Source organism: Chryseobacterium sp. MYb328 (assembly GCF_037572595.1).
In the GTDB taxonomy this organism is placed as follows: domain Bacteria; phylum Bacteroidota; class Bacteroidia; order Flavobacteriales; family Weeksellaceae; genus Chryseobacterium; species Chryseobacterium pennae.
In genome coordinates this window covers 81,590-106,539 of record NZ_JBBGZQ010000025.1, presented here as the reverse complement: position 1 = coordinate 106,539, position 24,950 = coordinate 81,590, and the positions used below count along the sequence as shown (strand labels likewise).

The 24,950-nt window shown below is 35.6% G+C and carries 26 protein-coding genes; 13 read left to right on the top strand and 13 right to left on the bottom strand.

Going from position 1 to position 24,950, the window contains the following annotated elements:
• Positions 1-165: 165 nt before the first annotated feature.
• The gene (locus WH267_RS20785; RefSeq protein ID WP_115973190.1) at positions 166-756 is read right to left on the bottom strand and encodes an HD domain-containing protein; all 591 of its coding nucleotides are present in this window, start codon (positions 754-756) and stop codon (positions 166-168) included.
• A 1-nt stretch (position 757) separates the two neighbouring features.
• On the bottom strand, positions 758-1,462 hold the full coding sequence (locus WH267_RS20780; protein ID WP_340010723.1) for an XAC2610-related protein: 705 nt from the start codon (positions 1,460-1,462) through the stop codon (positions 758-760).
• Between the two features lie 520 nt (positions 1,463-1,982).
• On the opposite strand from WH267_RS20780, the gene WH267_RS20775 reads away from it, so the two are divergent.
• From WH267_RS20775 to WH267_RS20745, 7 genes are all read left to right on the top strand, one after another.
• Positions 1,983-2,312: a PadR family transcriptional regulator gene (locus WH267_RS20775; RefSeq protein WP_068944173.1), complete on the top strand. Its 330-nt coding sequence runs from the start codon at positions 1,983-1,985 to the stop codon at positions 2,310-2,312.
• Positions 2,313-2,323: 11 nt separating this feature from the next.
• Positions 2,324-4,045, top strand: a complete 1,722-nt coding sequence (locus WH267_RS20770) for a PspC domain-containing protein (RefSeq protein ID WP_115973187.1) — start codon at positions 2,324-2,326, stop codon at positions 4,043-4,045.
• Between the two features lie 315 nt (positions 4,046-4,360).
• Entirely contained in the window at positions 4,361-4,945 is a 585-nt protein-coding gene (locus WH267_RS20765; RefSeq protein ID WP_123318299.1) for a 1-acyl-sn-glycerol-3-phosphate acyltransferase, read from the top strand.
• A 39-nt stretch (positions 4,946-4,984) separates the two neighbouring features.
• Positions 4,985-5,413: a PaaI family thioesterase gene (locus WH267_RS20760; protein WP_340010719.1), complete on the top strand. Its 429-nt coding sequence runs from the start codon at positions 4,985-4,987 to the stop codon at positions 5,411-5,413.
• A gap of 105 nt (positions 5,414-5,518) precedes the next feature.
• Positions 5,519-5,920 (top strand): hypothetical protein, encoded by a 402-nt coding sequence (locus WH267_RS20755; RefSeq protein ID WP_340010718.1) that lies wholly within the window; start codon positions 5,519-5,521, stop codon positions 5,918-5,920.
• Positions 5,921-5,930: 10 nt separating this feature from the next.
• Positions 5,931-6,134 carry a hypothetical protein gene (locus tag WH267_RS20750; protein ID WP_340010716.1) on the top strand — a complete coding sequence of 68 codons (204 nt, stop codon included), beginning with the start codon at positions 5,931-5,933 and terminating at the stop codon, positions 6,132-6,134.
• A gap of 26 nt (positions 6,135-6,160) precedes the next feature.
• Positions 6,161-7,129 (top strand): chorismate-binding protein, encoded by a 969-nt coding sequence (locus WH267_RS20745; RefSeq protein ID WP_340010714.1) that lies wholly within the window; start codon positions 6,161-6,163, stop codon positions 7,127-7,129.
• A gap of 223 nt (positions 7,130-7,352) precedes the next feature.
• Here the strand turns inward: WH267_RS20745 and WH267_RS20740 are convergent, their stop codons facing one another.
• The 11 genes from WH267_RS20740 to WH267_RS20690 form a co-directional block, all read right to left on the bottom strand.
• Positions 7,353-7,550: a hypothetical protein gene (locus tag WH267_RS20740; protein ID WP_123318294.1), complete on the bottom strand. Its 198-nt coding sequence runs from the start codon at positions 7,548-7,550 to the stop codon at positions 7,353-7,355.
• Positions 7,551-7,555: 5 nt separating this feature from the next.
• Entirely contained in the window at positions 7,556-8,158 is a 603-nt protein-coding gene (locus WH267_RS20735) for a MarC family protein (RefSeq protein ID WP_115973180.1), read from the bottom strand.
• A 44-nt stretch (positions 8,159-8,202) separates the two neighbouring features.
• The gene (locus WH267_RS20730) at positions 8,203-9,942 is read right to left on the bottom strand and encodes a BatD family protein (protein ID WP_340010711.1); all 1,740 of its coding nucleotides are present in this window, start codon (positions 9,940-9,942) and stop codon (positions 8,203-8,205) included.
• On the bottom strand, positions 9,942-10,682 hold the full coding sequence (locus WH267_RS20725; RefSeq protein WP_115973178.1) for a tetratricopeptide repeat protein: 741 nt from the start codon (positions 10,680-10,682) through the stop codon (positions 9,942-9,944). The genes WH267_RS20730 and WH267_RS20725 overlap by 1 nt, the downstream gene beginning before the upstream one ends.
• Before the next feature lie 99 nt (positions 10,683-10,781).
• The gene (locus WH267_RS20720) at positions 10,782-11,789 is read right to left on the bottom strand and encodes a vWA domain-containing protein (RefSeq protein WP_340010708.1); all 1,008 of its coding nucleotides are present in this window, start codon (positions 11,787-11,789) and stop codon (positions 10,782-10,784) included.
• Positions 11,789-12,781 (bottom strand): VWA domain-containing protein, encoded by a 993-nt coding sequence (locus WH267_RS20715; RefSeq protein ID WP_123318291.1) that lies wholly within the window; start codon positions 12,779-12,781, stop codon positions 11,789-11,791. The genes WH267_RS20720 and WH267_RS20715 overlap by 1 nt, the downstream gene beginning before the upstream one ends.
• On the bottom strand, positions 12,774-13,670 hold the full coding sequence (locus WH267_RS20710) for a BatD family protein (RefSeq protein WP_340010705.1): 897 nt from the start codon (positions 13,668-13,670) through the stop codon (positions 12,774-12,776). Before WH267_RS20710 ends, WH267_RS20715 begins: the two co-directional genes overlap by 8 nt.
• A gap of 54 nt (positions 13,671-13,724) precedes the next feature.
• Positions 13,725-14,588, bottom strand: coding sequence for a DUF58 domain-containing protein (locus tag WH267_RS20705; protein WP_340010703.1), 864 nt, complete (start codon positions 14,586-14,588; stop codon positions 13,725-13,727).
• Between the two features lie 45 nt (positions 14,589-14,633).
• On the bottom strand, positions 14,634-15,092 hold the full coding sequence (locus tag WH267_RS20700) for a GNAT family N-acetyltransferase (RefSeq protein ID WP_340010702.1): 459 nt from the start codon (positions 15,090-15,092) through the stop codon (positions 14,634-14,636).
• Positions 15,092-16,096, bottom strand: a complete 1,005-nt coding sequence (locus WH267_RS20695; RefSeq protein WP_115973224.1) for an AAA family ATPase — start codon at positions 16,094-16,096, stop codon at positions 15,092-15,094. The genes WH267_RS20700 and WH267_RS20695 overlap by 1 nt, the downstream gene beginning before the upstream one ends.
• A gap of 269 nt (positions 16,097-16,365) precedes the next feature.
• The gene (locus tag WH267_RS20690) at positions 16,366-17,667 is read right to left on the bottom strand and encodes a hypothetical protein (protein ID WP_340010701.1); all 1,302 of its coding nucleotides are present in this window, start codon (positions 17,665-17,667) and stop codon (positions 16,366-16,368) included.
• 239 nt (positions 17,668-17,906) lie between these two features.
• Here WH267_RS20690 and WH267_RS20685 point away from each other — a divergent pair, with 239 nt between their 5' ends.
• The 6 genes from WH267_RS20685 (at position 17,907) to WH267_RS20660 (ending at position 24,836) form a co-directional block, all read left to right on the top strand.
• Positions 17,907-19,244: a peptide-N-glycosidase F-related protein gene (locus tag WH267_RS20685; protein WP_340010699.1), complete on the top strand. Its 1,338-nt coding sequence runs from the start codon at positions 17,907-17,909 to the stop codon at positions 19,242-19,244.
• Positions 19,245-19,538: 294 nt separating this feature from the next.
• Positions 19,539-20,009 (top strand): DinB family protein, encoded by a 471-nt coding sequence (locus WH267_RS20680; RefSeq protein ID WP_047487264.1) that lies wholly within the window; start codon positions 19,539-19,541, stop codon positions 20,007-20,009.
• Between the two features lie 104 nt (positions 20,010-20,113).
• The gene (gene rlmB / locus WH267_RS20675; protein WP_123318286.1) at positions 20,114-20,851 is read left to right on the top strand and encodes a 23S rRNA (guanosine(2251)-2'-O)-methyltransferase RlmB; all 738 of its coding nucleotides are present in this window, start codon (positions 20,114-20,116) and stop codon (positions 20,849-20,851) included.
• A 37-nt stretch (positions 20,852-20,888) separates the two neighbouring features.
• Positions 20,889-21,938, top strand: coding sequence for a DUF6263 family protein (locus WH267_RS20670; RefSeq protein ID WP_340010695.1), 1,050 nt, complete (start codon positions 20,889-20,891; stop codon positions 21,936-21,938).
• Positions 21,939-22,033: 95 nt separating this feature from the next.
• Positions 22,034-22,264 (top strand): hypothetical protein, encoded by a 231-nt coding sequence (locus WH267_RS20665; RefSeq protein ID WP_123318284.1) that lies wholly within the window; start codon positions 22,034-22,036, stop codon positions 22,262-22,264.
• Positions 22,265-22,295: 31 nt separating this feature from the next.
• Complete coding sequence (locus tag WH267_RS20660) at positions 22,296-24,836, top strand: YfhO family protein (RefSeq protein WP_340010692.1); 2,541 nt, start codon at positions 22,296-22,298, stop codon at positions 24,834-24,836.
• The last annotated feature ends 114 nt before the right edge of the window (positions 24,837-24,950 follow it).

Below are 24,950 nucleotides of genomic sequence, written 5' to 3'. Positions count from 1 at the left end.
GCCTTTGGCCGCCCGAAAATTTTATGATATTTATTTTACTCTAAATTCAGAATAAAACATTTCTGTTTTTTTGATATCAGAAAGGCCAAACAAGTGACTTTTATTAATTACAGGAATAACTTCCAGCCTCCATGTTCCCAACTGACCATCCTTATCAAACTCAGATTATTTTAAGACCTTTTCTGTTTCCAGACCTCTGCTCAACAACATTTCAAAAGCCTCTCCCATTTCATCTGACGCTCTGGTAATCGCATTTTCAAGCATATTTCTGATCTGTTTTTCAGTTACTCCAGCTTCTGTCCAGCTTTTCCCGGAAGTATAGGAATTAAGAATAAAAGGCATAATTCTGTCGATAGAGCATGCAAAAATAGCATCTGGAGTTGCTTCTTCCTCAAACTCAAGCCATAGATTAAAGAATTCTGTTCTTAAAGGTTCATCCAGAATTCCGAAGATCTTCTGTGCGGAAATCTTTTCTCTTTCAAACTTCCCCACCATTGCTGCCTCATCAAAAAGGAAAGTATCACCTGCCTCAATCTCCACAAGATCATGAATCGAAAGCATTCTTATAACTCTTAACAAATCAATATCTGTGCGGTTTTTTGCATACGGATAAAGGATTTGGGCAAGAATAATAATCTGCCATGAATGCTCTGCTGTATTCTCTCTTCTGGAATCGTCTGCATTATAATTTCTTCGCTGTACATTTTTCAGGGCATCTACTGCCAGGATAAAATCAATTTCTTTCTGGATCTTCATCTTACTTATCTTTATTATATTGTTCTGATGTATATACCTTGGTTTTGGTTACCCATTTATTGTTTATTTTTTCTTTCGTGATCACTTTTACACGGTCTTCACTAGTCATATCCACTTCTTTTTCAAAAACTCTATCCAGTCCTTTATTCGGAATTATGGCATATTCTGTAGTGAAAATATCACAACATCCCGATTTTCCGGAAGTGATAAGACGTTTGCGTTTGGAATCAACATCAAAAATATCAAACCCATTCGATGCCAGATCCGTAAGCTCTTTACTTTTTACAAAACTCATTCTTGTACTGTTGAAAACGTACACATCATATGAAGCACTGTGATAGTTCCCCATATTTCCGTTCCTTATAGCTATATCTTCGGTACCATCAAAATTAAAATCATCTATGATAAGCGATCTCTGTTCATCGGTCAGCGTCATCATTTTTCCGGGCCTCGGTTTTTGATCCGGCTTTAAGTCTATTACCAGGTCATCAGATACAAAAGTCTGGACCTTGGTATTGTTGTTATTAAACAGATCTACTGTACTTTTGCCTTTACAACTACCTTCAAAACAGTTTTCAGAATGAATGACAGCACTATAATTTTTTGATATATTTTTGACTTCAAGCTGGTATTGCCCAAAACATAAAGGTCCTAATAATATAAAAGCGGATAAACTCCTGTAATAATTCAAAATATTCATGTTCATAGTAATATAGGTTCAAATGTTTTTTAAAAACGTCCAAACAAAAATACGAATCATTACTCCGATTTCAAAACCCAAACGTATTTACATGAGTGACAAAACTTGAAAAGATAGCAGTCAGTTCTGTTATTTTGAATTTTGGATATTTCGTATACAAAAATTATCCAAATACTTCACTAATTATTTGGATCACTATAAATAAAACACATTTTTACCACAGGTAAAAAACCAGGTATATAAACTATCAGTAAAAACGGTTTTCATCCTCTATATTTTTCCAAAATTTATCAAAATCTTAAACTTTTCAAAAGGCTTTTTTCTCAAAATAAGATTTTCAAAAATATGAATTAAAAATTATAACACTGATTATCAATTAATTAAATGTTTTATTTTAAAAATTTCACTACTTTGTATTGCATAATACCATTTTATTTACATATCTTTGTAATGTAAAATTAGAATAGGCTCAACTAGCTAGGAGCATTTTTCTAAAAATATAACCTAATTAACAAACTTATACAAGATGAATACTGAAAATACCAAAGCGCAAATGCGAAAAGGAATTCTGGAATTCTGTATTCTAAGTCTCATTAATAATCGCGAAATGTATGTTTCCGATCTTATAGATGAGCTGAAAAAAGGAAAACTGGATGTAGTGGAAGGTACCCTCTACCCTCTTCTTACAAGACTTAAAAACGGAGAGTTTCTCTCTTACAGATGGGAAGAATCTACAGGCGGGCCACCCCGAAAATATTATCAGATCACGGAAAAAGGAAAACTTTTCCTGGATGAACTTCTAAATACGTGGAATGAGCTTACAGCCTCAGTAAACCAAATCACACAACAACATTAAAAAACAAAGCTATGAACAAGACACTCTCAATAGGACTCGCAGGTTTTTCTTTTACAATAGAAGAACACGCATATATAAAGCTCAGCGATTACCTGAACGCTCTGAGAAGCTCACTGGATGCTTCCGAAGCAGATGAGGTAATGCATGACATAGAAATAAGAATGGTGGAGATCTTCAGAGATTCTCTGGGAAAACGTGAAGTGATCAACGATACAGATGTAGAAAAAGTAATCGCACAGATCGGAACCCCTGAAAAAATCGAAGAACAGGAAGAGGCTTATTTTTCTGAAAAAAATACAACTAAAAATACCAATACAGGAACTAATTACTCAGATAAGAAACAATTGTTCCGTGATCCTGAAAAACAAAAAGTAGCAGGTGTTTGTGCTGGTTTAGCTCAGTATGTAGGAATGGATATTACGGCTATGAGAGCGATTTGGCTGGGGGTTTTCGTCTTAGGAATCTTCACTGCAGCAATCTCCTCTTCATTAATAGGTCTTCTTTATGTAATTCTTTGGGCCGTACTCCCAAAGGCTGAAACTGCAGCAGATTTCCTGAAAATGCAGGGAAAGCCTATGAACTTCGACAATCTTAAGAATGAGTCTAACAAATTGGTACAGTTTGCCAATGAATCTACTCAGAGGGTCGGAGAAATCTACAACGAAAACAAGCCTTACATCAACAATGCAGGAAGTGGAGCATGGAATATAATCAAATATATTGTAGGAGGAATCTTCGTATTGATGGCGGTAGGAAGTATTATCGGAGTATTTGTGTTGTTCGGTCTTTTCGGAATGGATACAGATTTTCCAGGGGCTAATCAGATCAGATTTTATATGGATGATCAGGGACTTGATAAAGTATTGGCAGCCATAATGGTAATTGGAAGCTTAATTCCAGCAATCCTGTTCAGTTTATTAAGCATCAAGATCTTTTCTCCAAAAACAAAGTTGAGAAACATCGGATGGGTAATAGGAGGTTTATTCCTTCTTCTGATAGGACTGGGAACTTACTTTGGAATCAGTATGGCTAAGAAAAATCTGATCTACAAAGGAAGTAAAGAAGATACTGAAAATGTAGCGATCAATACAACTTCTGATACGATATATGTAGACATGAAACAGGTAAGTATTCCACAGAACTACAAAGCGTATGATGATGATATTTATTCGGATAAGAAAAATGTGTATGAGGAAGATTATGTTTCTGTAGAAGTTACAAGAAAGCCGGATATCAAAACACCATACCTTATTATCAAAAAAGAAGGAAACGGATATAACTTCCCTATCCAGCTTACCGTTCCTGTAGAAGTAATTAACAATAAAGTAATGCTTCCTAACTTCGTAAAGTATCCTTATGATCACAGATTCAGAGATTACAGAGTGAACTATGAACTTGTAGTACCACAGAAAATGCGGGTAATCTCAATGAACAAAAACAGAATCAATATAGATGGAGATCTGGATGGTGATGGTATTAATGATGATGATCAGAACAGAGATGAAGACGAAAACGGAATCAGAATTGAAAAGAATAAAATCACAGTAAACGGTTCCAGCATAGAATATAACTCTGATGACAAGGACAGCATTATCATCAATGGTAAAAAGGTTCCGAATAACCAGGCTAAGAAAGTAATTGATTCTGTAGCATCTGATATTAAAAAGATCAACAAGGATGTAGATATCAAAATCAAGGACGGAAAAAACGAAATATCCATACAAACTAAATAATTAACTACAGAGAGTGGTAGAAGGTGTGAATGGAAAGCAACCGTTTGAAATTCACACCATTCTTCTCTCAGAAAAGTGAAAAAAGCTACTATTTAGTTCTCTATGTGAAAAAATTGTTTTAATTTCGTATAGTTAAAAATTTAATAACCAACCAACACTAAAAAAACACTCTTATTATGATACAATTTGCAATGGAATTCGTAATGAAAATCGTAGATTTAATCAACGGTTTGTTTTAAGAGCAATAATATTTCAATATATTTGTAAAAGTATAACCAATTTGGTTATACTTTTTTGTTTTTAATCCAAGAATCTATGAAAAAGCTGATAGGCAAACTGATGTTAAAATTATTAGGATGGAAAGTTGTCCTGCAGGGCGATGTTAACGTCCTCAACAGATGTATCCTGGTGGTGGCACCGCACACCCATAATATGGAATACATTTTAGGAAATTTTGCCTATTGGTCCCTGAATAAACCTTTGAAAATCATCATCAAAGATGCTCACACCAAAGCCTGGTACGGAGGAATTGTAAAAGGACTGGGAGGAATTGGAATAGACAGAAGCCAGAAAAACGACCTTGTTAATTTTGTGGCCAGTCAGTTTGCTAAGGAAGATTTCAGCCTTGTGATTACCCCGGAAGGAACAAGAAGCTGGGTTCCGAAATGGAGAAAAGGATTCTACCATATGGCCATGGCAGCAAAAGTGCCTATTGTACTGGCGGCAGGAGATTTTAAAAGAAATATTGTTTACCTGGGTTATACCATTCCTTATGAAAGAATTGCATCTGTCCCATTTTCTGAAATCATGCAGGAAATTCAGGATTATTATGTAACAAACGATATTGTACCTAAAATTCCGGCCAACTGGAACCCTAATATTATGGGAACAGGCGAATAATCAATTATTATATATTAATCATCACATATCTTTATAAAAATGAAAGGTCAGACCAAAGAAGAAATACTAGCATTCATCAACAATTGGGGTGATGAAACCCTTGCAAAAGCAATGGAAATTAAATTCATCGATATAGATTTCGAAAATGAAACTCTTACTGCCACTATGCCGGTATTGCCAAGAACACACCAGCCTTTTGGAATCATGCACGGAGGAGCAAGCTGTGTATTGGCTGAAACGCTGGGTTCAAGTCTTTCTAATATTTTCATTGATGGTGACAAATACTATGGTGTAGGAACCAATATCAACTCCAATCACTTAAGAAGTAAAAAGGATGGGATTGTAACAGCCACTGCCAGATTCATCAGAAAAGGAAAAACAATGCACGTTTCTGAAATTGAAATCAGAGATGAAAAAGGAACACTTATTAACCATACTACAATGACGAATAATATCATTAATAAGTAGGTTGAATTGACATTAAAGAATCAAAGGCTCAAATTTTTTTGAGCTTTTTTTATATTCTTACTGCAACCTTTTCATTTTTTTGCATCTTATAAGAAACCAACAACCATGAAAATTCAAATTTTAGCTTTTTTAACTGCTTTCTTATTCTGTATTTCCTGTAATAATGAAGATTCAACTCTTATAGAAAAGAAAGCATCTTATGACGTCTATCTTGGCGGGGTAGATGAATTTAAAGCCTGTTACTGGAAGAACGGGCAGCAAACCTTTGTACAGGAAGGAGAAAACCTGATGGGAACTAAAATTATTGTTGATAATAATGATATGTATCTCTTCGGAACAAATATAGATAAGATTGACCCAAAACCTGCATGGTATTTCTGGAAAAATGGGATAAAACATAATGTATCAGAATATTTAAATGCATCAAATGACCCAAATTTTTCCATTGGAAATGGGATCGTTCATAAGAGGACAAATACCAATATTGTTACTGGAAAAATGGCATAAAAACAGTAATATGGCAGTGTTTAATAATGACATCTATATATCTGTTCGCAAAAACTTTAATTATTCTTCAAATCCGTCTCAATCTTATATGCTAACAAAATATACCAATAATCTGGATAATTTTATTAGCTCTGCTAAAAATATTTCTTCAGGAAATGATACCTTTGCAGAAAGGAAAATCAACTTCGGAATTTCCTATATTATTTCCGGTTAGTGATTTTCAAAATCCATTCATAACTCATGATTTATTTCAAACTTCCCTTCAATGAAGGATTGCATACTGTAGAGGAAACAAACGATAAAGATGCTGTCAATTTTTATTCTTATAACAGCCTTACCCAAATTAACTTTAATGGAAATATCATCAAAGCCGATCCGATAAAGTTTCATGATCTCTCTGTTACCAATGAATCCCTTCCTGAGGATACAACCGGTTTTACAGCAGAAACCAAAGAGGAATACTGCAATACTTTACAGCAGGTAATTGAAATCATTAAAGAAAACAATCTTCCTAAACTGGTTTATTCAAGAAGAAAAATCTTTACAGCCTTTAATACGATTGATTATAAGGCTAGTTTTGAGAATTTATGCCAATCCTACCCTAATGCCTTCAGATATTTGTTTAATGACAGAGAAAATGTGTGGATGGGGGCCTTTTCGGAAGTATTGGGAAAATTCAACAAAGCTACACATGAGTTTGAAACTATGGCATTGGCAGGAACTCTTCCTATTTCTGAAGAATGGACAGAAAAAGAAATTGAAGAGCAAAAACCGGTTACCTCTTACATTCAGACTATTCTTAAAAACTATTCTGATCAGGTTCAACAATCCGAAACGTATGACCATGTTTCAGGGAATATCAAGCATCTTCGTACAGATTTTAAAACAACTATAAAGCCTGATGACCTTGATAACCTGATTCAGGATCTACACCCTACTCCGGCAGTTTGTGGTATACCTAAGGATTTCTGCAATGAAAACATCAGAAAGTACGAGAAATTTCCGCGTGAATTCTATGCCGGTTATATAAAAGTGGAAACTGAAGAGAGTGTTCTTTATTTTGTAAATCTTAGATGCGCAAGGCTTTATAAAGATTCTGTACACGTTTTCGTAGGAGGTGGAATTACTGCTCAAAGTAACCCAGAAAAAGAATGGACAGAAACAGAGCTTAAGTCTGAAGCTATTTTGAAAAACCTGGTTGTCTCCTAGTAAATAGAAAGTTTGTGTTCCAATAGTAAATTTTGGATAAAGCCAATAATGGAATTATTTCATTTATTAGGATGGACTAAAGCCCACCTCTATGGATACTGATACCAAATGGATATGTATACGGGAATAATTGTTTAATGACAAGATCTTTTATCTTTCTTTTATCCATAAAAAAAACCTCCTTCAAAACGAAAGAGGCTATATCTATAAATATTTAATTTATTTACTTCTTTACACCGATTCGGCTCCAGGTATCCATTACAAAAAGAAGGATAAGGCCTATTGCAGCAGCGGATGCAGAAAATACAAACTTAATGTTGTCTTCATCAGCGATAAGGTCATTCTGCCAGTTGATAGCATAAAGGTTGATGGCAATGAAAACAATGAACAGTATTAAAAATACTTTATAAAACTTCTTCATAATTTTTAAAAATTAACATAATTCAGCACCAATTGGGCAAAATTTGCAGTGAATAATTTAATTGAAATCGCTAAAAGAATAATACCGAAAACTTTCTGAAGAATCATCAAAGTTGCATCTCCTATTTTCTGCTCCAGCCATTTCGCTGATTTCAGCACCAAATATACGAAAATTGTATTAAGAATAATTCCGCAGATAATATTAATATCATGAAATTCAGCTCTGAGGGATAATGCTGTTGTTAAAGTTCCGGCACCTGCAACCAATGGAAATGCGATGGGCACGATGGATGCAGCCTTTGCTTCCGTTGTTTTATTGATCTCTATACCTAAAATCATTTCAAGCGCTATGACAAAAATCACAAAAGCTCCGGCAATGGCAAATGAATTGACATCTACTCCAATCAGCTTTAGAATTTTATTCCCTACAAACAGGAAAACAATCATAATTGCTCCGGCAGTAATCGAAGCTTTTCCAGCTTCAATCTTTCCGAACTTCTGCTGAAGGCTTACTATAATAGGAACCGAGCCGATAATATCGATAACGGCAAAAAGAACCATAAAGCTGGTAACGATCTCTTTAAAAGAGAAACCATCAAAAATTTCCATCTCTTTGTAATTAAAAATTTCGCAAAAATATGAAAATAAACTGACTATTTGCTAATTTGTGAATATAAATTAACAATTGTTTTCAAAAGTTCTTCAATACCTTCTTGAGATTTCACAGGAGAGTATTTCTCCATTTGAATTTTCTGCTGCAATCTTGCATACTCTTCTGCAACTGAAGAACCTTTATGCTTTTCAAGAAAAGTCTTAAACTCAGCAACAGAGCCTTGGAAATACTGATTTCGTACTTCCTGATCCAACTCTTCCAAAGTGGTAAAGAACTTTTCATACTCACCATTATCCTTGAGGTTTTCAAGATAACCAAAATAATCATTGATGTCCGTTTTCAGCAACTCTCTGATTTCTTTTTCTGTTTCAGCCACTGAACCTAAGGGTTTTTGAGATATAGTTTCATTAACTAATGCGCGCTTTTTTTGCCAAGTTTTAAATATCAGATAGACAACAAATAAGCCTAAAAGAATGGCAATATTGGTCAAAAGAATATTCCAGTGGAATTTACTTTTTTCTTTTACTTTAAATGAGGTGGTTTTTAAAACCGGTGTATTTACCGTTTCCAGCAGATTATTGGTATATTCATTTACCTTTTCTACTGTAGAACGGGATTCCATTACCTGGTCGTGGGAAAGTGCATTTACATCTAATGTTTTCTGGCCCAGGTCCACATATTCCTTATTTTCAGGATCAAAAAAGGCAAATGGTTCTGTCTTAATGGAAATGGCTCCTGATTTATTAGGAATCAATACATAGTTAGCCATGATGGTACCTTTCATCCCGGAAGCTCCAGGAGAAACCTTCGACGTGATTTTTGGTGCAAAAACTTCATAGTCTGGAGAAGCTACAATTTTAGGAAGCTCCATATCAGGTAAATTCCCTTCTCCGGTAACCTTTACAACAACATTTAGTGGTTTTTTGGCTTCGGGTTTTTCCTTAGTTGTATTATGAACGCTTACACTGAAGTTTCCTACTGCATTTTTAAAACCATCAGGTGCTCCTTCCGGAAGCTTTCTTACATTAAGCTTTATCTTATTGGAAACAATTTTATTTTTGTTTGAATAAGTACTTACTGATGCTGATACTCCAGGAACTTCAACATATCCGGCTTCATTCGGGAATACCATAAACATGGCCAAGATCTGTGATGACATATTTCCGTTGCCGGAAGGATCAATCTCGGATTTAGTGAAATTGATAGGATGTACATTGATATTTTCCTGTTGCGGAAGACGGATATTTTTTACTTTTCTGAGATTATCCATATTTCTGGAATATACTTTCAGAACAGCAATAGTAGGCTGATCCTGATAGACATCCCTGTCTTCGATTTCCATATTCAGAAACACTTCATTGGAAGTATTACCTGCTAAGGATCTTTTATCAACAATATCGCGGATATTAACATCGAAAGGCTCTGTTTTATAGATTTTGTTATTTACAGTAACCAGTACGGACCCTATTTTGATTTTACCCTTTTTCTTGGGTTCAAGGGCAATTCTGGATACTTTTTGAGTAATAAGTGTATTGGTAGCAGGATCAATTACAGTATTGGTTACAGATCCACTGCCTATAATATTGAATTTTGAAAGGTCCGGAAGCTGGAAACCTGTCTGCTGAACAAGGTCTGTTCCATTAAGTTCAAGAACAATGGTAAGGTTTACAACATCTTTTCCACCGTACTCTGTTTTATCAGCATCAAGAGAAAGATTTACCTGTCCGTAAGTAATTACGGATGCCAGAGTAAGCAATATGTAAATCAATCTATACTTCATCACCAATCTTTCTCGTTGCTTTCGGGCATCGAATAAGAATTTTTGTTTAAAATTCTTCTGGCGGTTTCTTTTTCTTTTTCGTTTATTTTATCTAAGAGCTGATTTTCAAGATTTTTGGGCATTTTACCCTCATTATTCTGATTCTGCTGAGGATTGCCTTGGTCACTTTTGCCTTCGTTTTGTTGGCCATTTCCCTGATCCTGCCTTTGGTCTTTTTTATCACCCTGATCATCACCTTTGTTCTGATCGCTTCCGCCACCACCTTTTCCAGAATTATTTTGCTGGTTTTTATTTTGTTGCTTTTCTTTTTCTTTCAGCTTGGCAATTTCATAATTTTTACGGGTAGCCTCACTGTAAGGGTTTTGTTTAAGCGCTTTTTTATAATAATCTGCCGCTTTTTCCGGCTGATTCATCTGCATATAGGTATTCCCTAAGTTATGAAGTGCTGCAGCCTTATCAGGAAGAGTTTGGGAAAGCTGTTGTGCTTTTTCAAATTCGGACTTTGCCTCTTCATATTTTTTACTTTTATATAAAGCATTTCCCATATTATAATGAGCCGTAAAATCCTTATCATTGGATTTCACAGCCTCCATATATTTGGAGGACGCTCCATCATAGTCTTTACCGTCAAATTTTTGATTGCCTTCATGAACCAAAGTTCTGTAGTTTTCCTGCCCAAACAAAAAGCCTGAGAACGAGAAAGCAACTATAAACGATAAAAATATGGTTTTAGTATTCATTACTTGCAAAATTATTCCTTTATATGTTAAGAAACAGAGTTTTATTTGTTAAAATTCGGTTAAAGTATCTGTAGATATTCTTCTATAAATAAAGGAAAATTATAGATTAAAATCATTTTTAGGATTAAAAATATAAATTAAAAAGAAAAACAGGATAGAGACCGCTAAGAAATATTGATAATAATGATTGGCATTCTGTGATTTCACAAGTGTTTCCGATCCTGAAGACTTCTTATTGATCGCATCAATGATCCTATCCGGAGCTTCATTAATGTTATTTCCATCAATATAGGTTCCTCCTGTAGATCCCGCCATTTTATTTAAAGCTTCGGTCTGTCTTTTAGAAATTACAGTACCTCCGTTTATGTCTGTTTTATATCCCATCAGCTGCCCATCATTGTATACCGGAACGGGAGCCCCTTCATCTGTTCCTATTCCTACAGAGGTAATAGCTATTCCTTCTTTATTGGCAAGTCTTATTGCTGCATTATCATTTCCTTCATTATCCTCACCATCACTCAGCAGTATAATTTTCCGTGATCCTTTGCTTACATTTTTAAATTTTTCAGTAGCTGCCTGTATTCCTTTCAGAAAATCTGTTCCCTGAATCTTCATAGAGGTGGTTTCAATACCACTGATATAAGTTTCTGCAGAGTTATAATCTGTTGTTAATGGCATAATAGATATTGCCTGTCCCGCAAAAATGACAATTCCGATCTTATCGTTTTTCATTTTCGACATGGTCTGTATCATCACATTTTTCGCTTCCATCAGCCTGCTTGGTTCAATATCTTCAGCATTCATGGAATTGGAAACATCCAGCATAAAGATCACATTATTCAGTTTTTGGTTGCTTTTCACTTCTTCGGAACCATTCAGAAGATCAATGATAGAAAATATCAAAAACAAAGTTCCCAACAGATATAATGCCGGGAAGAACCTTGTAAATCCCGAACTTTTTTCAAATAAATTATCATGAAACTGGCTTGCTGCAAAGATGTCTCTCTTTTTCTTTCTCCATTTCAGAAAACGGATCAAAAAGGAAGCTAACAGCGGCAAAAGCAGCAGTAAGAACAAATACCAGTAATTTCCTAAAGACCAACTCATCAGCTTAAAATTTTATAAAACATCCATCTCAATAATGCATCCAGCACCAGCATCGCCAAAGCAATCCACAAAAAGATTTTAAAATACTCTTCATAATTGTACAGCTTTGACACTTTCACATCAGATTTTTCCAGATGATTGATCTCATCATATACTTCTTCAAGACTGCTGTTGGAAGTAGCTCTGAAATACTTTCCGCCTGTCGTTTGGGCAATTTCTCTCAATGTATTCTCATCAATCGTCACCTCAGCCTCAGTAAAGATAAGATCTCCAAAAAAATCTACTGCTGTAGGCATCAGCGCATAACCATTTGTTCCTATCCCAATGGTATATACTTTTATGTCATTATTTTTTGCAAGTTCTGCAGCAAGCTGTGGTGGAATTGCATTTTCTATATTACTTACCCCATCAGTCATCAGAATGATCACTTTACTTTTTGCTTTACTTTTCGTTAAATGATTTACGGCAACAGAAAGGCCTTCTCCGATGGCTGTCCCCGGCTCTAAACCTGTAGAATTAAGATTTTTAATCTCATCTATCACCACCTGATGGTCTGAGGTCACAGGAACTTTGGTAAATGCTTCCGCAGCATAAGCCACCACCCCTATTCTATCATTTGGACGTTTCTGTACAAATTTAATGGCAATATCTTTAAGAGCAGTAATACGGTCAGGATTTAAATCCTTCGCCAGCATACTGAGTGAAACATCAATAGACAGCATAATATCAACTCCTTTGGTATCATCCCTGTCCTGTGAAACTGTAAAGGTTCTCGGTCTTGCCATTGCAATAATAAGTGCAGACAGAATAATATACTTGGATATTTTCAATAAGAAAAGAATTCCTTGTATTCCACCACTCATTCCCATATTTTTTATGGTAGGAACTTTTATACCTTTTCTTTTATTTTTACCCGCATCTTTTACAAAAAGAGGAATAAACAGCAAAAAAAGCAGTAAAAACCACGGACTGTAAAACTCAAAATTAAACATCCTTTCTTAAGTTTTCAAATTCTAAATCCTGGGACGACCTTTTCACAAAATCTCTGATATCTGCAAAATCTTTCTCCATTGTAATCTGATCCGGGAATGTTTTGGCAAATTTCACCAGATCCCCTCTCAGGAATACTTCTTCAATAATTTTCTCATTATCCTGAGAAATGGTATTGTTCTTTTTCATCACCTCAATAAGATCATCTGTCAAAAGAACATCGGCAGGAAGGCGATATTGTTTGGTAATAAAATTTCTGGATATTTCGATAAGTTCAACATAAAAGGAACGGAAATTACCTTCTTCAATATATTTTTTCTTTTTAAGAGAATCCAGCTCCTTTAAAGTCTGATTGGTAGCCACTACCGGAGATCCTTTTGCTTTTCTACCCCATTTTACAATCATAAAAATGGCAATAATCAAAGCAATGGCTGCCAATGCTGCCAGAATATAAAGTTTGTAAAGCTCCCAATAATCCTGAGCAGCAAGTTTTATCTCCTTATTTTTCATGATATCATTGATCTGGTCTGCTTTCTGAGCAGTATTAATGACATCTATTTCATAAGGAATGGTTTTAAGAATTTTATCTCCAACTTTAAACTCCAGTTCCGGAATAGTAAACTTTCCTTCATCAAAAACAGCAAATTCTATTTTCCTTTCATAAAAATTAGCGTTTTGCCCAATACTGTCCTTGGTTTCTTCAAAATGAAAAGGCAGCAGTTCGTTTTTGGCTGCAGAGTTTACCTGCTCATTATTTAGATTATCAATCTTTATCGTAAGATGATTGAGTTCCCCCAGAGCCAGGGTTTTCTTCTCTACATTAGAAGATAAGATCTGTGAAAACGCATTTGCACAGACTAGGAAAGATAATATTAAAAGTATTTTTCTCAATGTTAAAATAATAATAAAGGCTAACGCCTGATTTACTGCGGGCAAAACCCGATGTTATTTTTTCTGAAAATAATTATACAACAATTTTGAATAATCTGAGCCGGTATTTACATTCATAAAACTGGCCGAACTGTTGGCAAAATCTTCCTCCAAAGCTCTTAATTTTTGTTTCTGAGCTTCAGCAAAGGTATATCTCCATCTTGCACTGGAAGTATTCGCCCATATCTGTTTCCCTGTTTCTGCATCGTACAGCAAAGTATACCCTACATCAGGAATCTCATTATCTTTCTCATCAAATATCCGCATTCCTAAAAGATGATGCTTCTTTGAGGCTACTCTCAGCATTTTGGAATCATATTCGTCCTGAAAGTCTGAGAACAGGAAAACCAGAGATTTTCTTTTAAAAATTCCCATCATATATTCCAGCGCCTTATCTATTTTAGATTCTGCAGGAATATAATCTGCGGTAAGAATATTACTGATAATGGAAAGGATATGTTTTCTTCCTTTTTGGGGAGGAATTACTTTATACACTTTATCTGCAAAAAGAATCAATCCGACCTTATCATTATTCCCGGCTGCTGAAAATCCCAGGCTGGCTGCTATTTCTGCAACATATTCTCTTTTCAGCTGAGCTTTTGTTCCATAATCCATAGAGGCAGAAATATCTACCACAAGCATCATGGTGAGTTCCCTTTCTTCTTCCATTACCTTTACAAATGGCTCACGGAAACGCGCGGTTTTGTTCCAGTCGATTCTTCTTATCTCATCACCGAACTGATAAGGACGCACTTCTGAAAAAGTCATTCCCTGCCCTTTAAAGGCGCTGTGATATTGTCCCATCAAAGCAGCCTCCGTCTTTTTTCTGGTACGGATTTCTATCTGCTTTACTTTTTTTACAATATCTTTTATCTGCATAGAAGAATTTTATGTTTAAGGTTCAATGTTTCTTGTTTTCGACCTCTAGTTTTTAAACTCAATAGAAACATTCAACCATTCGTCGTCAAACTTTGGACTGTATTTTTTATAAAAGTTAATAGCCGGTTCATTCCAGTTCAATACCTGAAAAACCATTCCGCTATATTCATTAGATTTTCCATGTTCAAGAGTTGCATCAAACAGAAGCTTTCCGATCTGTTTTCCTCTCATTTTTTCTGTTACTACCAAATCTTCAAGATAGAGTCTTCTTCCTTTCCATGTTGAATATCGGTCATAATATAATGAGATCCCTACAATTCCGCCATTCAATTCTGCAACGAAAGCTCCCCAAACCGGAGATTTTCCAAATCCGTCTTCAGTAAACTGATCCAGGGTTACCGTTACTTCATGCAACGCTTTTTCATACTCTGCAAGCTCCTTAATCAAATCCAACATGGAGGCACAGTCTTCCTGAGCTGCCTTTCTAATAATAACATCACTCATTATGGTGCCTGTATTTTTGCTAAAATCCTGTTAATGATTTCTTCAGTTGTTATCTCTTCTGCCTCTGCCTCAAAAGTTAAGCCCATTCTATGTCTCAATACATCTTTAGCCAATGCTTTTACATCTTCAGGGATTACGAATGCTCTTCCTTTTAAGAACGCGTATGCTCTTGAAGCAATCGCAAGGTTGATAGATGCTCTTGGAGAAGCTCCGAAACTGATATAGTTTTTAAGCTCAGAAAGTCCGTAATTTTCAGGATAACGTGTTGCAAAAACCATATCCAGAATATATTTTTCTATTTTTTCGTCCAAATAGATTTGGTTGATAATCTCTTTTGCCTCAACAATATCCTGAAGTGAAATCACTGGTTTTACAGTGGGCTGATGGGATGTGGAAACCATTCTCATCACCAGTCTTTCGTCTTCAAAAGAAGGATAATCTATAGTACATTTCAGCATGAAACGGTCACTCTGTGCTTCCGGCAACAGATAAGTCCCCTCCTGATCGATCGGGTTCTGGGTAGCCAGTACTAAAAATGGCTTTGGAAGCTTCATGGTTTCATCACCAATGGTCACCTGCTTTTCCTGCATCACCTCTAAGAGTGCCGACTGTACCTTTGCCGGAGCACGGTTGATCTCATCCGCAAGAACAAAATTCGCGAATACCGGACCTTTTTTTATAGAAAAATCATTGTCTTTGATATTGTAAATCATGGTTCCTACCACGTCTGCCGGGAGCAAATCCGGGGTAAACTGAATTCTTGAGAACTCACCATGAACAGCATCTGCCAGAGTTTTAATGGCTAATGTTTTTGCCAATCCGGGAACACCTTCAAGAAGAACGTGCCCGTTTCCTAAAAGCCCTACCAATAAGCGGTCTACCATGTATTCCTGCCCAATAATCACCTTGTTGATTTCCTGTCTCAGAAGAGAAAATAAGTAGTTTTTTTCTTTTACTTTTTCCGTCAACTGACGGATATCCTCGGCTTGATATGTATCTGACATAGCTTGATTTAAATAAGTGGTAAATTTCTGATAAATACTTGCATTAATCAACATAATGAATGCCATATTTGAGTTAAAGTTTGTTAAATATTCCGGGTTTAACAACCTTTTAGAATTCAAAATAAATTCTGCTGCAATGATCTTACGGTCATATTTCAATCTTTCCCATTATAATTCAATTCATTATAAAAAATGTTGTGACAATAATTGCCACAACACCTTTTTATCAATTTATATTTTCCTTAATACGAAAACCTATACAAAGAAAATTACAGTTTTGTAATATTTATTGTAAATGTGCCCTCTGGCATATCTACCGAATCTTCGTAAGACCCTACATTTATATAATATTCTGTTCCTGCAGTTGTTGTAATTGTCATTGTTTCAGCAGAACCGCCACCACCGTTATCCATTGTTCCTACACAAACCAAACTATTACAAGTTCCGCTGTACACTCCTATTTTAGGATCAAAAGTAGCTACTGAAGGAGTAGCCTTGACCGTATACTGACTGCCATCTCCTGTAAATCTAAACCATAAACCATCGTTCATTCCATCATTAGCACATGCCAATATAAATCCGCTGTTATTAGTGGAAGACATCCCATCAGCCTGTGTATAAGCATAAGGAAATGCAGTAGCCTGCAAAGCTCCGGAACATGCATCATTTACAGGCACAGGAGGAATTGTTTTGAAAGTATAGTCTGTACAGCCGGCAGACTCCCCGTTTGCCGAAACAGCTGTAACTTTTAAATAATAATTAGTATCATTGTTAAGAACAATAGATGGAGAGAGATTATAACCCACTCCATTTACAGTTTGATGGTTGATAACATCCGTTCCTCCAGGGGTTGTACCTAAAGACACTCTATAAGAAGCTGCATCCATTACCGATTGCCAAGTAATACCAGGTGACAAAGTAACGAATTGAGCATTATTAGCTGGCGAAATCACGAAGGGACAGCCTGGAGCAGAATTCACCGTCAGACCTGAAATAGTTATTGCAGATTTATAATCTACTCTTATCCCTCCCGGCGGAGATGCCGTATCTACAACAGCACGGTCACCTTTGTAAACAAGAGTAGAATTCTGCAAGTAGGAATAAACACGAAAAACTTCATCAAAATTATTAATGTCAATACTTGGCGAATTTTCTTTAGCAGCCACTACCAGATTATCAATATTATTATAAGCGAACGGAGTTGTGAAAACTACTTCAACCTTATTCCCATTTTTAGTTACTGTACCCGCAAAAACCTGTGTCAGCTGAGCGGCGGGAACCCAGTCTGTATTGGATACAAAAGACATTTTTGGGGTATGCCCCAGATAAACGGTCCAATTGGATGAGTCATTAATGGTTGCAGAAGGATCAAGATAAAAAGTAAGACCCGTAATATTTCCTGCTGCATTAGCATTAACTTCCTGCTTAGGATAAATCTGCTGAACATAGGAATAAGAAAAAAAACTACTCACTGGTGCAGTTCCCAAACTTGTACTTCCGATATTGATATTGATCTGAGCATTCGCAGTAAACACTGCAAACAACAGGGATAAAAGTAAAATTCTTTTCATTATTAATAATATTACCATTGAATATAATGCTAATTTAATAATAAAATATTGATTCTTGTAATAAAAAAAAATATTCAATCATATCTATTTATTAAGATGGATGCTTTTAGTACTAATCCTAGTATTTAATTAAAATATTTAAACATTCAACAACAAAAACACCATTAATACAAAAACAAAACTAAACAATCATTATTTTTAATACATATTTTAATATATTTACATTAAATACCAACGATATGTATAAAAGATTATTTTTTGCAAGTCTATTCCTTACAGGTCTCTTCAAATCACAGACAACAACCGTGACGAATCTGATTTCAGATGCCGTATATTACGACGGCTATGCTGCTCCTGTAGCCAATCCGGTTCCTACCGGTCTGATCAGACTGGGAAATACCAGATATGCAAGAAAGCTTACAGATACTGAACTGGATTCCTTTAAGGCAAAAATTGCCATGAGAGTAACTATAGGAGCCCTATGTGACGATTATGACCGTCTTGGTGAGGTTTTTCTGGCTATGGTTCCCAAAAATCAGCCTACTTATACACTCAATGATACCAATATCAAAAGAATTGAAGTTGCAAGGTATATTACCCCATTTATGAACAAAAACCGTTTCCCTGATGAAGTTCCTTATACCTATGACATTAGCAATCTTTACAATATATTTCATGATGCTACATTACGTAACACCTATGATTTGTATATGGAATTAGACGTTTTTGGTGTATCCGGCAGTGCAAAAATAAAAATAGCAGGATGTGCAAATAGGGATGATGTTTTTTCCGGAACCCTCTCCTTTTTTTCAACCGATGTTGGAGCAACTCCTACCGATTACAATACGCTAGTTCCCATATTAAATTACAATAAACTTAATAATTACAACAGCACAGATGTTACAGGGGAAACAGTAAGAATTGTCAACTTTAATCTACCAGAAACAGTTAACAATGCTCGTTTTTTCGTAATTTCCACTCCTCATGGAGCTAATACAGGTGGTGAAGAATATGTGAGGAGACAAAACTACACTTATTTAGATGATGTACAGGTATTAACCTATACTCCTGGAGGAATTTCCTGTGAACCTTTCAGAGTATATAACACTATGGGCAATGGAATCTATCAAAGTGCTCCTGCAACATTTGCACAGTGGACTTCATGGAACAACTGGTGCCCGGGAAATTCAGTACCTATCAGAGGGTTTACTTTACCCTCTATGACAGCCGGAAATCATACTTTAAAACATACCATTCCTACTGCCGTTTTTAACGGACAGCAAGGAGATGTTTATTTATCAGTTTACATGCAGGGAAAAAGTAATGCTACTTTAAATGTAAAAGATATAAAAAGCATTGATGTAAATATCTACCCAAATCCTACTACTGATTTTGTCAATATAAGATCGAAAGAAGATGTAAAATCAATGATCCTTTACAGCATCGATGGAAGAAAACTGGCTGAAACCTACAGGGAAAACAAAATTAATCTTTCCTCTTATCCCTCTGGAGTTTACTTTTTAAATATTATTCTGAAAGATGGAACCACATTTAAACATAAAATCATAAAAAAATAGTCATCATCAGTTAAAAGGTAAAAACTTATAAAAAACAGTTAACAAACAATAAAAAACCCTCCTTTGACGAAAAATCATCGGAGGGTTTCAGCTTCTTAAAAATTGATAAATATCTAAAAAGGAGTCGTTAAATTTTCTAAAACAGATTGTAATCCTGTCAGATTTCTACCTAAAAAGAAAATAATAAATAATCTATTTTTTCGGCATTGTGCAACTTTTACTTTAATCCTTTAGCCAAAAAATTGTCATTTCCAGTTTATTAAACTATTTTTGGTGATTAAAATTTTCTGCAAAATGAATTATCATTTTCAAGCACACAGACAGGTGAGAAGAAACCTTTTAGATATCCTACAGAACACTTCCCATGAGGATCTTCTGCTGATTCCGGATGGCTTCAACAACAATATTTACTGGAATATTGCCCATACGGTTGCCACTCAGCAGCTTCTGCATTATTATCTGAGCGGAAACCCTTTCCGTATTGATAAATATTGGATTGAAACTTACAAAAAAGGAACTTTACCGAACCTTAATGTTCAAAAATCAGAGGTGGAAGACCTGGAGTTTTTACTAACGGAAACCTCAAAGATATTAATGAAGGATTATGATAGTGATTTCTTTTCAGACTATACTCCCTATACTACCAGTTTCGGGATGGATCTGAAGAGTATTCAGGATGCCATTATTTTTAACAATATGCATGAAAGCCTGCATTATGGATATGCAATGGCGCAGAAAAGAGCAATTTTAGGAGAAAAGTACTAAAAGGAAACTGGAAGAAAGGAAGCTGGAAGTTCGTAATCATAATAAATCATGAACTACCCGCTCTAGATTCCGATAACCTTAAACATAAAATTTTAAACAAATCAATGAAAGACGATTTTATTTTCGGGCTGCGCCCCGTGATTGAAGCAATTGAAGCGGGAAAAACGATTGACAAGATCTTTGTGCAAAATGCACTTCAGGGTCCTATTTATGCTGAACTGAAAGCAATTTTAGCAAAAAATAAAATCCGTCCCAATTATGTTCCGGTTGAAAAACTGAACCGTTTTACAAGAAAAAACCACCAGGGTGTGGTTGCTTTTATTTCGGATGTTCCGTTTCATAAAGTGGAAGATCTTGTGCCACAATTATTTGAAGAAGGGAAAACTCCATTCTTATTAATTCTGGACAGACTTACAGATGTGAGAAACTTTGGAGCCATCTGCAGAACGGCAGAATGTGCGGGCGTAGATGCTGTTATTATTCCTGAAAAAGGTGCTGCTCCTATTAATTCCGACGCTATTAAAACGTCAGCCGGAGCGCTTTATAATATTAAAATCTGCAAGGAAAATAATCTTGCTCACGTTGTAGATTTCCTTCAACAGAGCGGAATTACTGTATTTTCAGCATCTGAGAAAGCTCAGAAACTGATCTATGATGTAAATTTTACAGAACCATGCGCTATCGTTATGGGAAATGAGGAAACAGGAATTTCTAAAGAAGTACTGCATCATTCTGATGAAAAAATAAAACTTCCTATTGAAGGAAAAACTCAGTCTTTGAATGTTTCCGTAGCATGTGGCGCAATCCTGTATGAAGCGGTGAGACAGAAAAGTCTGAAATAAATTAATTCGATAACACAACACTTAAAAAAATCAGAAAATGAAAAATATAGCAGCAATAGCGCTATTATCATCTATAGCTCTTGTATCTTGTAAAAAAGAAACGGCAAAAATTACAAAAGTAGATCCTAAGACCGGAAAGACGGTTACCGTGGAAGTTCCTGCGGATTCTGTAGCGAAAGTTGCAGAAAACCCAGCAATCAGAGACTCTGCAGGGATTGTTTCTCAGTCTTTCAAACTTGAAAAAGGAAAAACTTATCCCCTTACTACCTACCAGAGAGATGTAAAAACGATGACTGATCCTCAGGGAAAATCTATGACAGCTACTGTAGAATCTACTGACGAAATGAACTTTATTGTAAATGATATTAAGGGAAATGTATATGAAATGACCCTTAATCTTGTTTCTAAAAGAAGCTCTCAGGCTGCACAAGGTAAAACGGTTGTTGTAGATACTAAACTGCCTCTTCCTAAAGAAGATGATCTTAAAATGATCTGGAATATCAACAAAGCTCTTACCAACAATAAGCTTGATATGAAGATGGATACCAAGGGAAATGTGATTTCTATTACAGGTTTTGATGCGGTATATACCAAAGTTACCAACGCGGTAGGACCGCTTATCAAGGATGCTAATGAAAGAGCAAGTGTTGTAGCAAGTCTTAAACAGTCCTTCAATGAGAAAGTATTGAAAGATCAGTTCAATAAAAACCTTTCAATTATTCCGAAAAAAGGAGTAAAAGTAGGTGAAAAATGGTCAACTTCTGAAAATGCAGATCCGAACGGAAGCATTAAAGTAACTTCAAATTATGTGTTAAAGAGCTTAGGAAACGGAATTGCTGAAATCAGTGTAACCGGAGGTATTCCCAAGAAAACTGAAAAGAAGGCTCAGGGACCAATCACTCACAGCATGAGCAGTGAACTTGCTCAAAACGGAACCATTAAGTTTGACGAAAATACAGGATGGATTATCAACCAGAACATTAATGTAAAAACTACACAGATTGAAACTATTTCAGACGGAAAACAATCCCAGTCTATGAAAAGTGTTTCCAATTCTTCTGTGATGGTAAACCCTTCTGCAAAATAAGTAAAGCTTAAAAGTTTAAGGATCAGAGACAGGAAAGTGATATCATGACCAGCATACCTTTGAACCTTAAACTTTAAATCTTAAATAAATTTATTATGAAGTACATTCTTGAGTTAGTACTCTCTGCCATTATTATATTCTTCGTCTGGAATATTCTGAAAAGAATCTTCTTTAAGACATTTTACAGCTACAGGTTCAATAACCAAAAGCAAAATAACAATCAGCAGGACCTACATAACTCGAATAAGAATAACAAAAAAAACCTTAAATGGGATGCAGAAACCGTAGACTATGAAGAGGTAAAAGAGAGTAATGACAAAAGGTGAAAAATCCGAGAAATAAAAGATCATAACCAGCATGGCAAAAAACAAAAACTTAATTTATATTGCAGCTTCATTAGTAGTATTTATAGTTTTAGCATTTTTATATTCCACTCCTGTATTTTCAGGAAAACAACTTTTCCAGCATGATATTGTACAGTACAGAGGGGGAGCAAAAGAACTTTTAGATTATAGAGCTAATACAGGAAATGAAACCTATTGGAGTGATTCCATGTTCGGGGGAATGCCGACTTACCAGATGGGTAGCCAGTTTAAAGGTGATATCATCAAGAAAATCGACAGCAATCTGAACTTTCTACCAAGACCTGTTAATTATCTTTTCCTTCTTTTTGCAGGTTTTTTCCTTTTGGGAATGGTCGTAGTCAGAAACTGGAAATATGCCTTACTCGGCGCAACCTTTTTCGGGCTTTCCACTTATTTCTATATCATTATTGCGGCAGGACACAATGGAAAAGTCAATACCATTGAATATTTCGCACCGCTTTTAGCCGGAATTTTATTAGTTTACATCAGAAAACAATACATCTGGGGATTCATTGTTACCACCCTGTTTATGGGGCTTCAGATAGCAGCGAACCACCCGCAGATGACCTATTATCTATTTCTGGCACTAGGATTTTTATTCCTGTCTGAGCTTATCAGGGCGATTCAGAAAAAAACTCCAATGAAACACTTCCTTATTTCTTCAGGAATCATTGCAGCATCTTGTGTGATTGGTGTTGGCATGAACTCTCAAAGGATCATGGCCAACTCTGAATATGTAAAGGAAACCGTTCGTGGAAAACAGATTCTAACCAATGACAGCCATACTTCAGGAAAATCCGGAATGGACAAGGAGAGTATGCTGATGTGGAGCTATGGGCAACTCGAAACTTTAAACCTTTTTATTCCAAGATTAATGGGGGGTGGAAGCCAGGAACCTGAAGCTAAGGAAATGATGAATAAAGTTCAGGAACTTGTTCAGGAAAATGTAGGTTCACAGGCTGAAATGGACAGAATTTCAAAAGGTTTCAGCGGAATGACTTATTGGGGCGACCAACCGGGAACTTCAGGCCCAGCCTATCAGGGAGCTATAGTATGCTTCCTTGCATTATTAGGATTTTTCTTTGCATGGAAAAAATACCGTTACTGGATCCTGGGAGCTTCTATTCTAACCATTTTACTGGCTTGGGGAAGTAACTTTATGCCATTATCTGATTTCTTTATTGATTACGTTCCGTTTTACAATAAATTCAGGGCGCCGTCTTCTATCCTTGTTGTCGTGGAATTACTATTCCCTTTGATCGCAATTTTAGGATTATACAGATTCTTTACAGATGAAAAACTGACTGAAGAGTACAAGCAAAAAATTCTGATGTATGTAAGTGGTGGAACATTAGGATTATTATTAATTCTTTTAATATTTGGTAAATCATTGTTAGGATTTTCAACAGCAGGAGAGAAAACTTACTTCCCTCCTTTCCTTCTTGATTTTCTGGTAGATGAAAGGTACAAACTGTTTAGAATAGATGCTATAAAGGCATTTATTTACGTAGCCATTGCTGCCACAGTTCTATTTTTAAGTTTAAAGAAAAAACTTAGCTCTAATATTGCTTTGGTCATCATTGGTGTAGTAAGTTTATTTGACCTATGGACTGTAAATAAGCGTTATTTAAATGACGAAAATTATGTAGACAAGATTTTTGCTGAGAACCCGTTCCAAACAGAAAGTTCTGAACTTCTTGCTGAAAAAGTACAGGGAAATCCAAATCTTGAATCTATTTTATCTACCGTAAATATCAACAAGACATTAGAGACTATTGCGGATAAAGATAAAGCTCACTACCGAATTTACAACCAGACTTTAGGAGTTACAAGTGAGACTAATACTTCATATTTCAAAGCTTCTATCGGAGGTTACCACGCTGTAAAATTAAGGAGATATGATGATGTACTGAATGCATATATCAATAATATCGACAGTGTAAAAACCCCTAAAATACTCAACTTACTGAATGCAAAATACATGGTTTTCGGAGGCCCGGATCAGCCTCAGGTAGTTCCGAATCCTAAAGCAAATGGAAACGCATGGTTTGTAAGTGATCTTAAATTTGTAGATACTCCTAACGAAGAAATTAACTCTCTTGGGGAAATCGACAATAAAAAAACAGCTGTGATTGCATCTTCTGACAAAGCTTATTTCAGTAATAAACCTGTTCAGGCAGATTCTACAGCATTTATTAATTTAACTACATACCAACCTAACGAACTGGAATTCAAATCTCAGTCAAAAACGCCTCAATTGGCAGTTTTCTCTGAGGTATATTATCCTCACGGATGGAAGGTTCTTGTAGATGAAAAAGAGGTTCCTTATATCAAAGCAGATTATCTGCTTCGTGCAGTACATGTTCCTGCCGGAAATCACCACATCAGAATGGTTTTTGAGCCGGAAGTAATTGAAACAGGAAAATGGATTTCTCTATTAAGCTTCGGATTGTTTATTGCACTGGCAGCATTTGGAATTTTCTGGATGAATAAGAATAAGAAAAAAGAGACTCTTATCGAACAGAAAGCCTGATCAAAAAATTAATTAAAGCATTTCAATTCCGATTGGAAATTTCTGAATGAAGAGATAGAATGAGATTCTTCACTACCCTACGCTTCGTTCAGAATGACAATTGAAGGACAGACG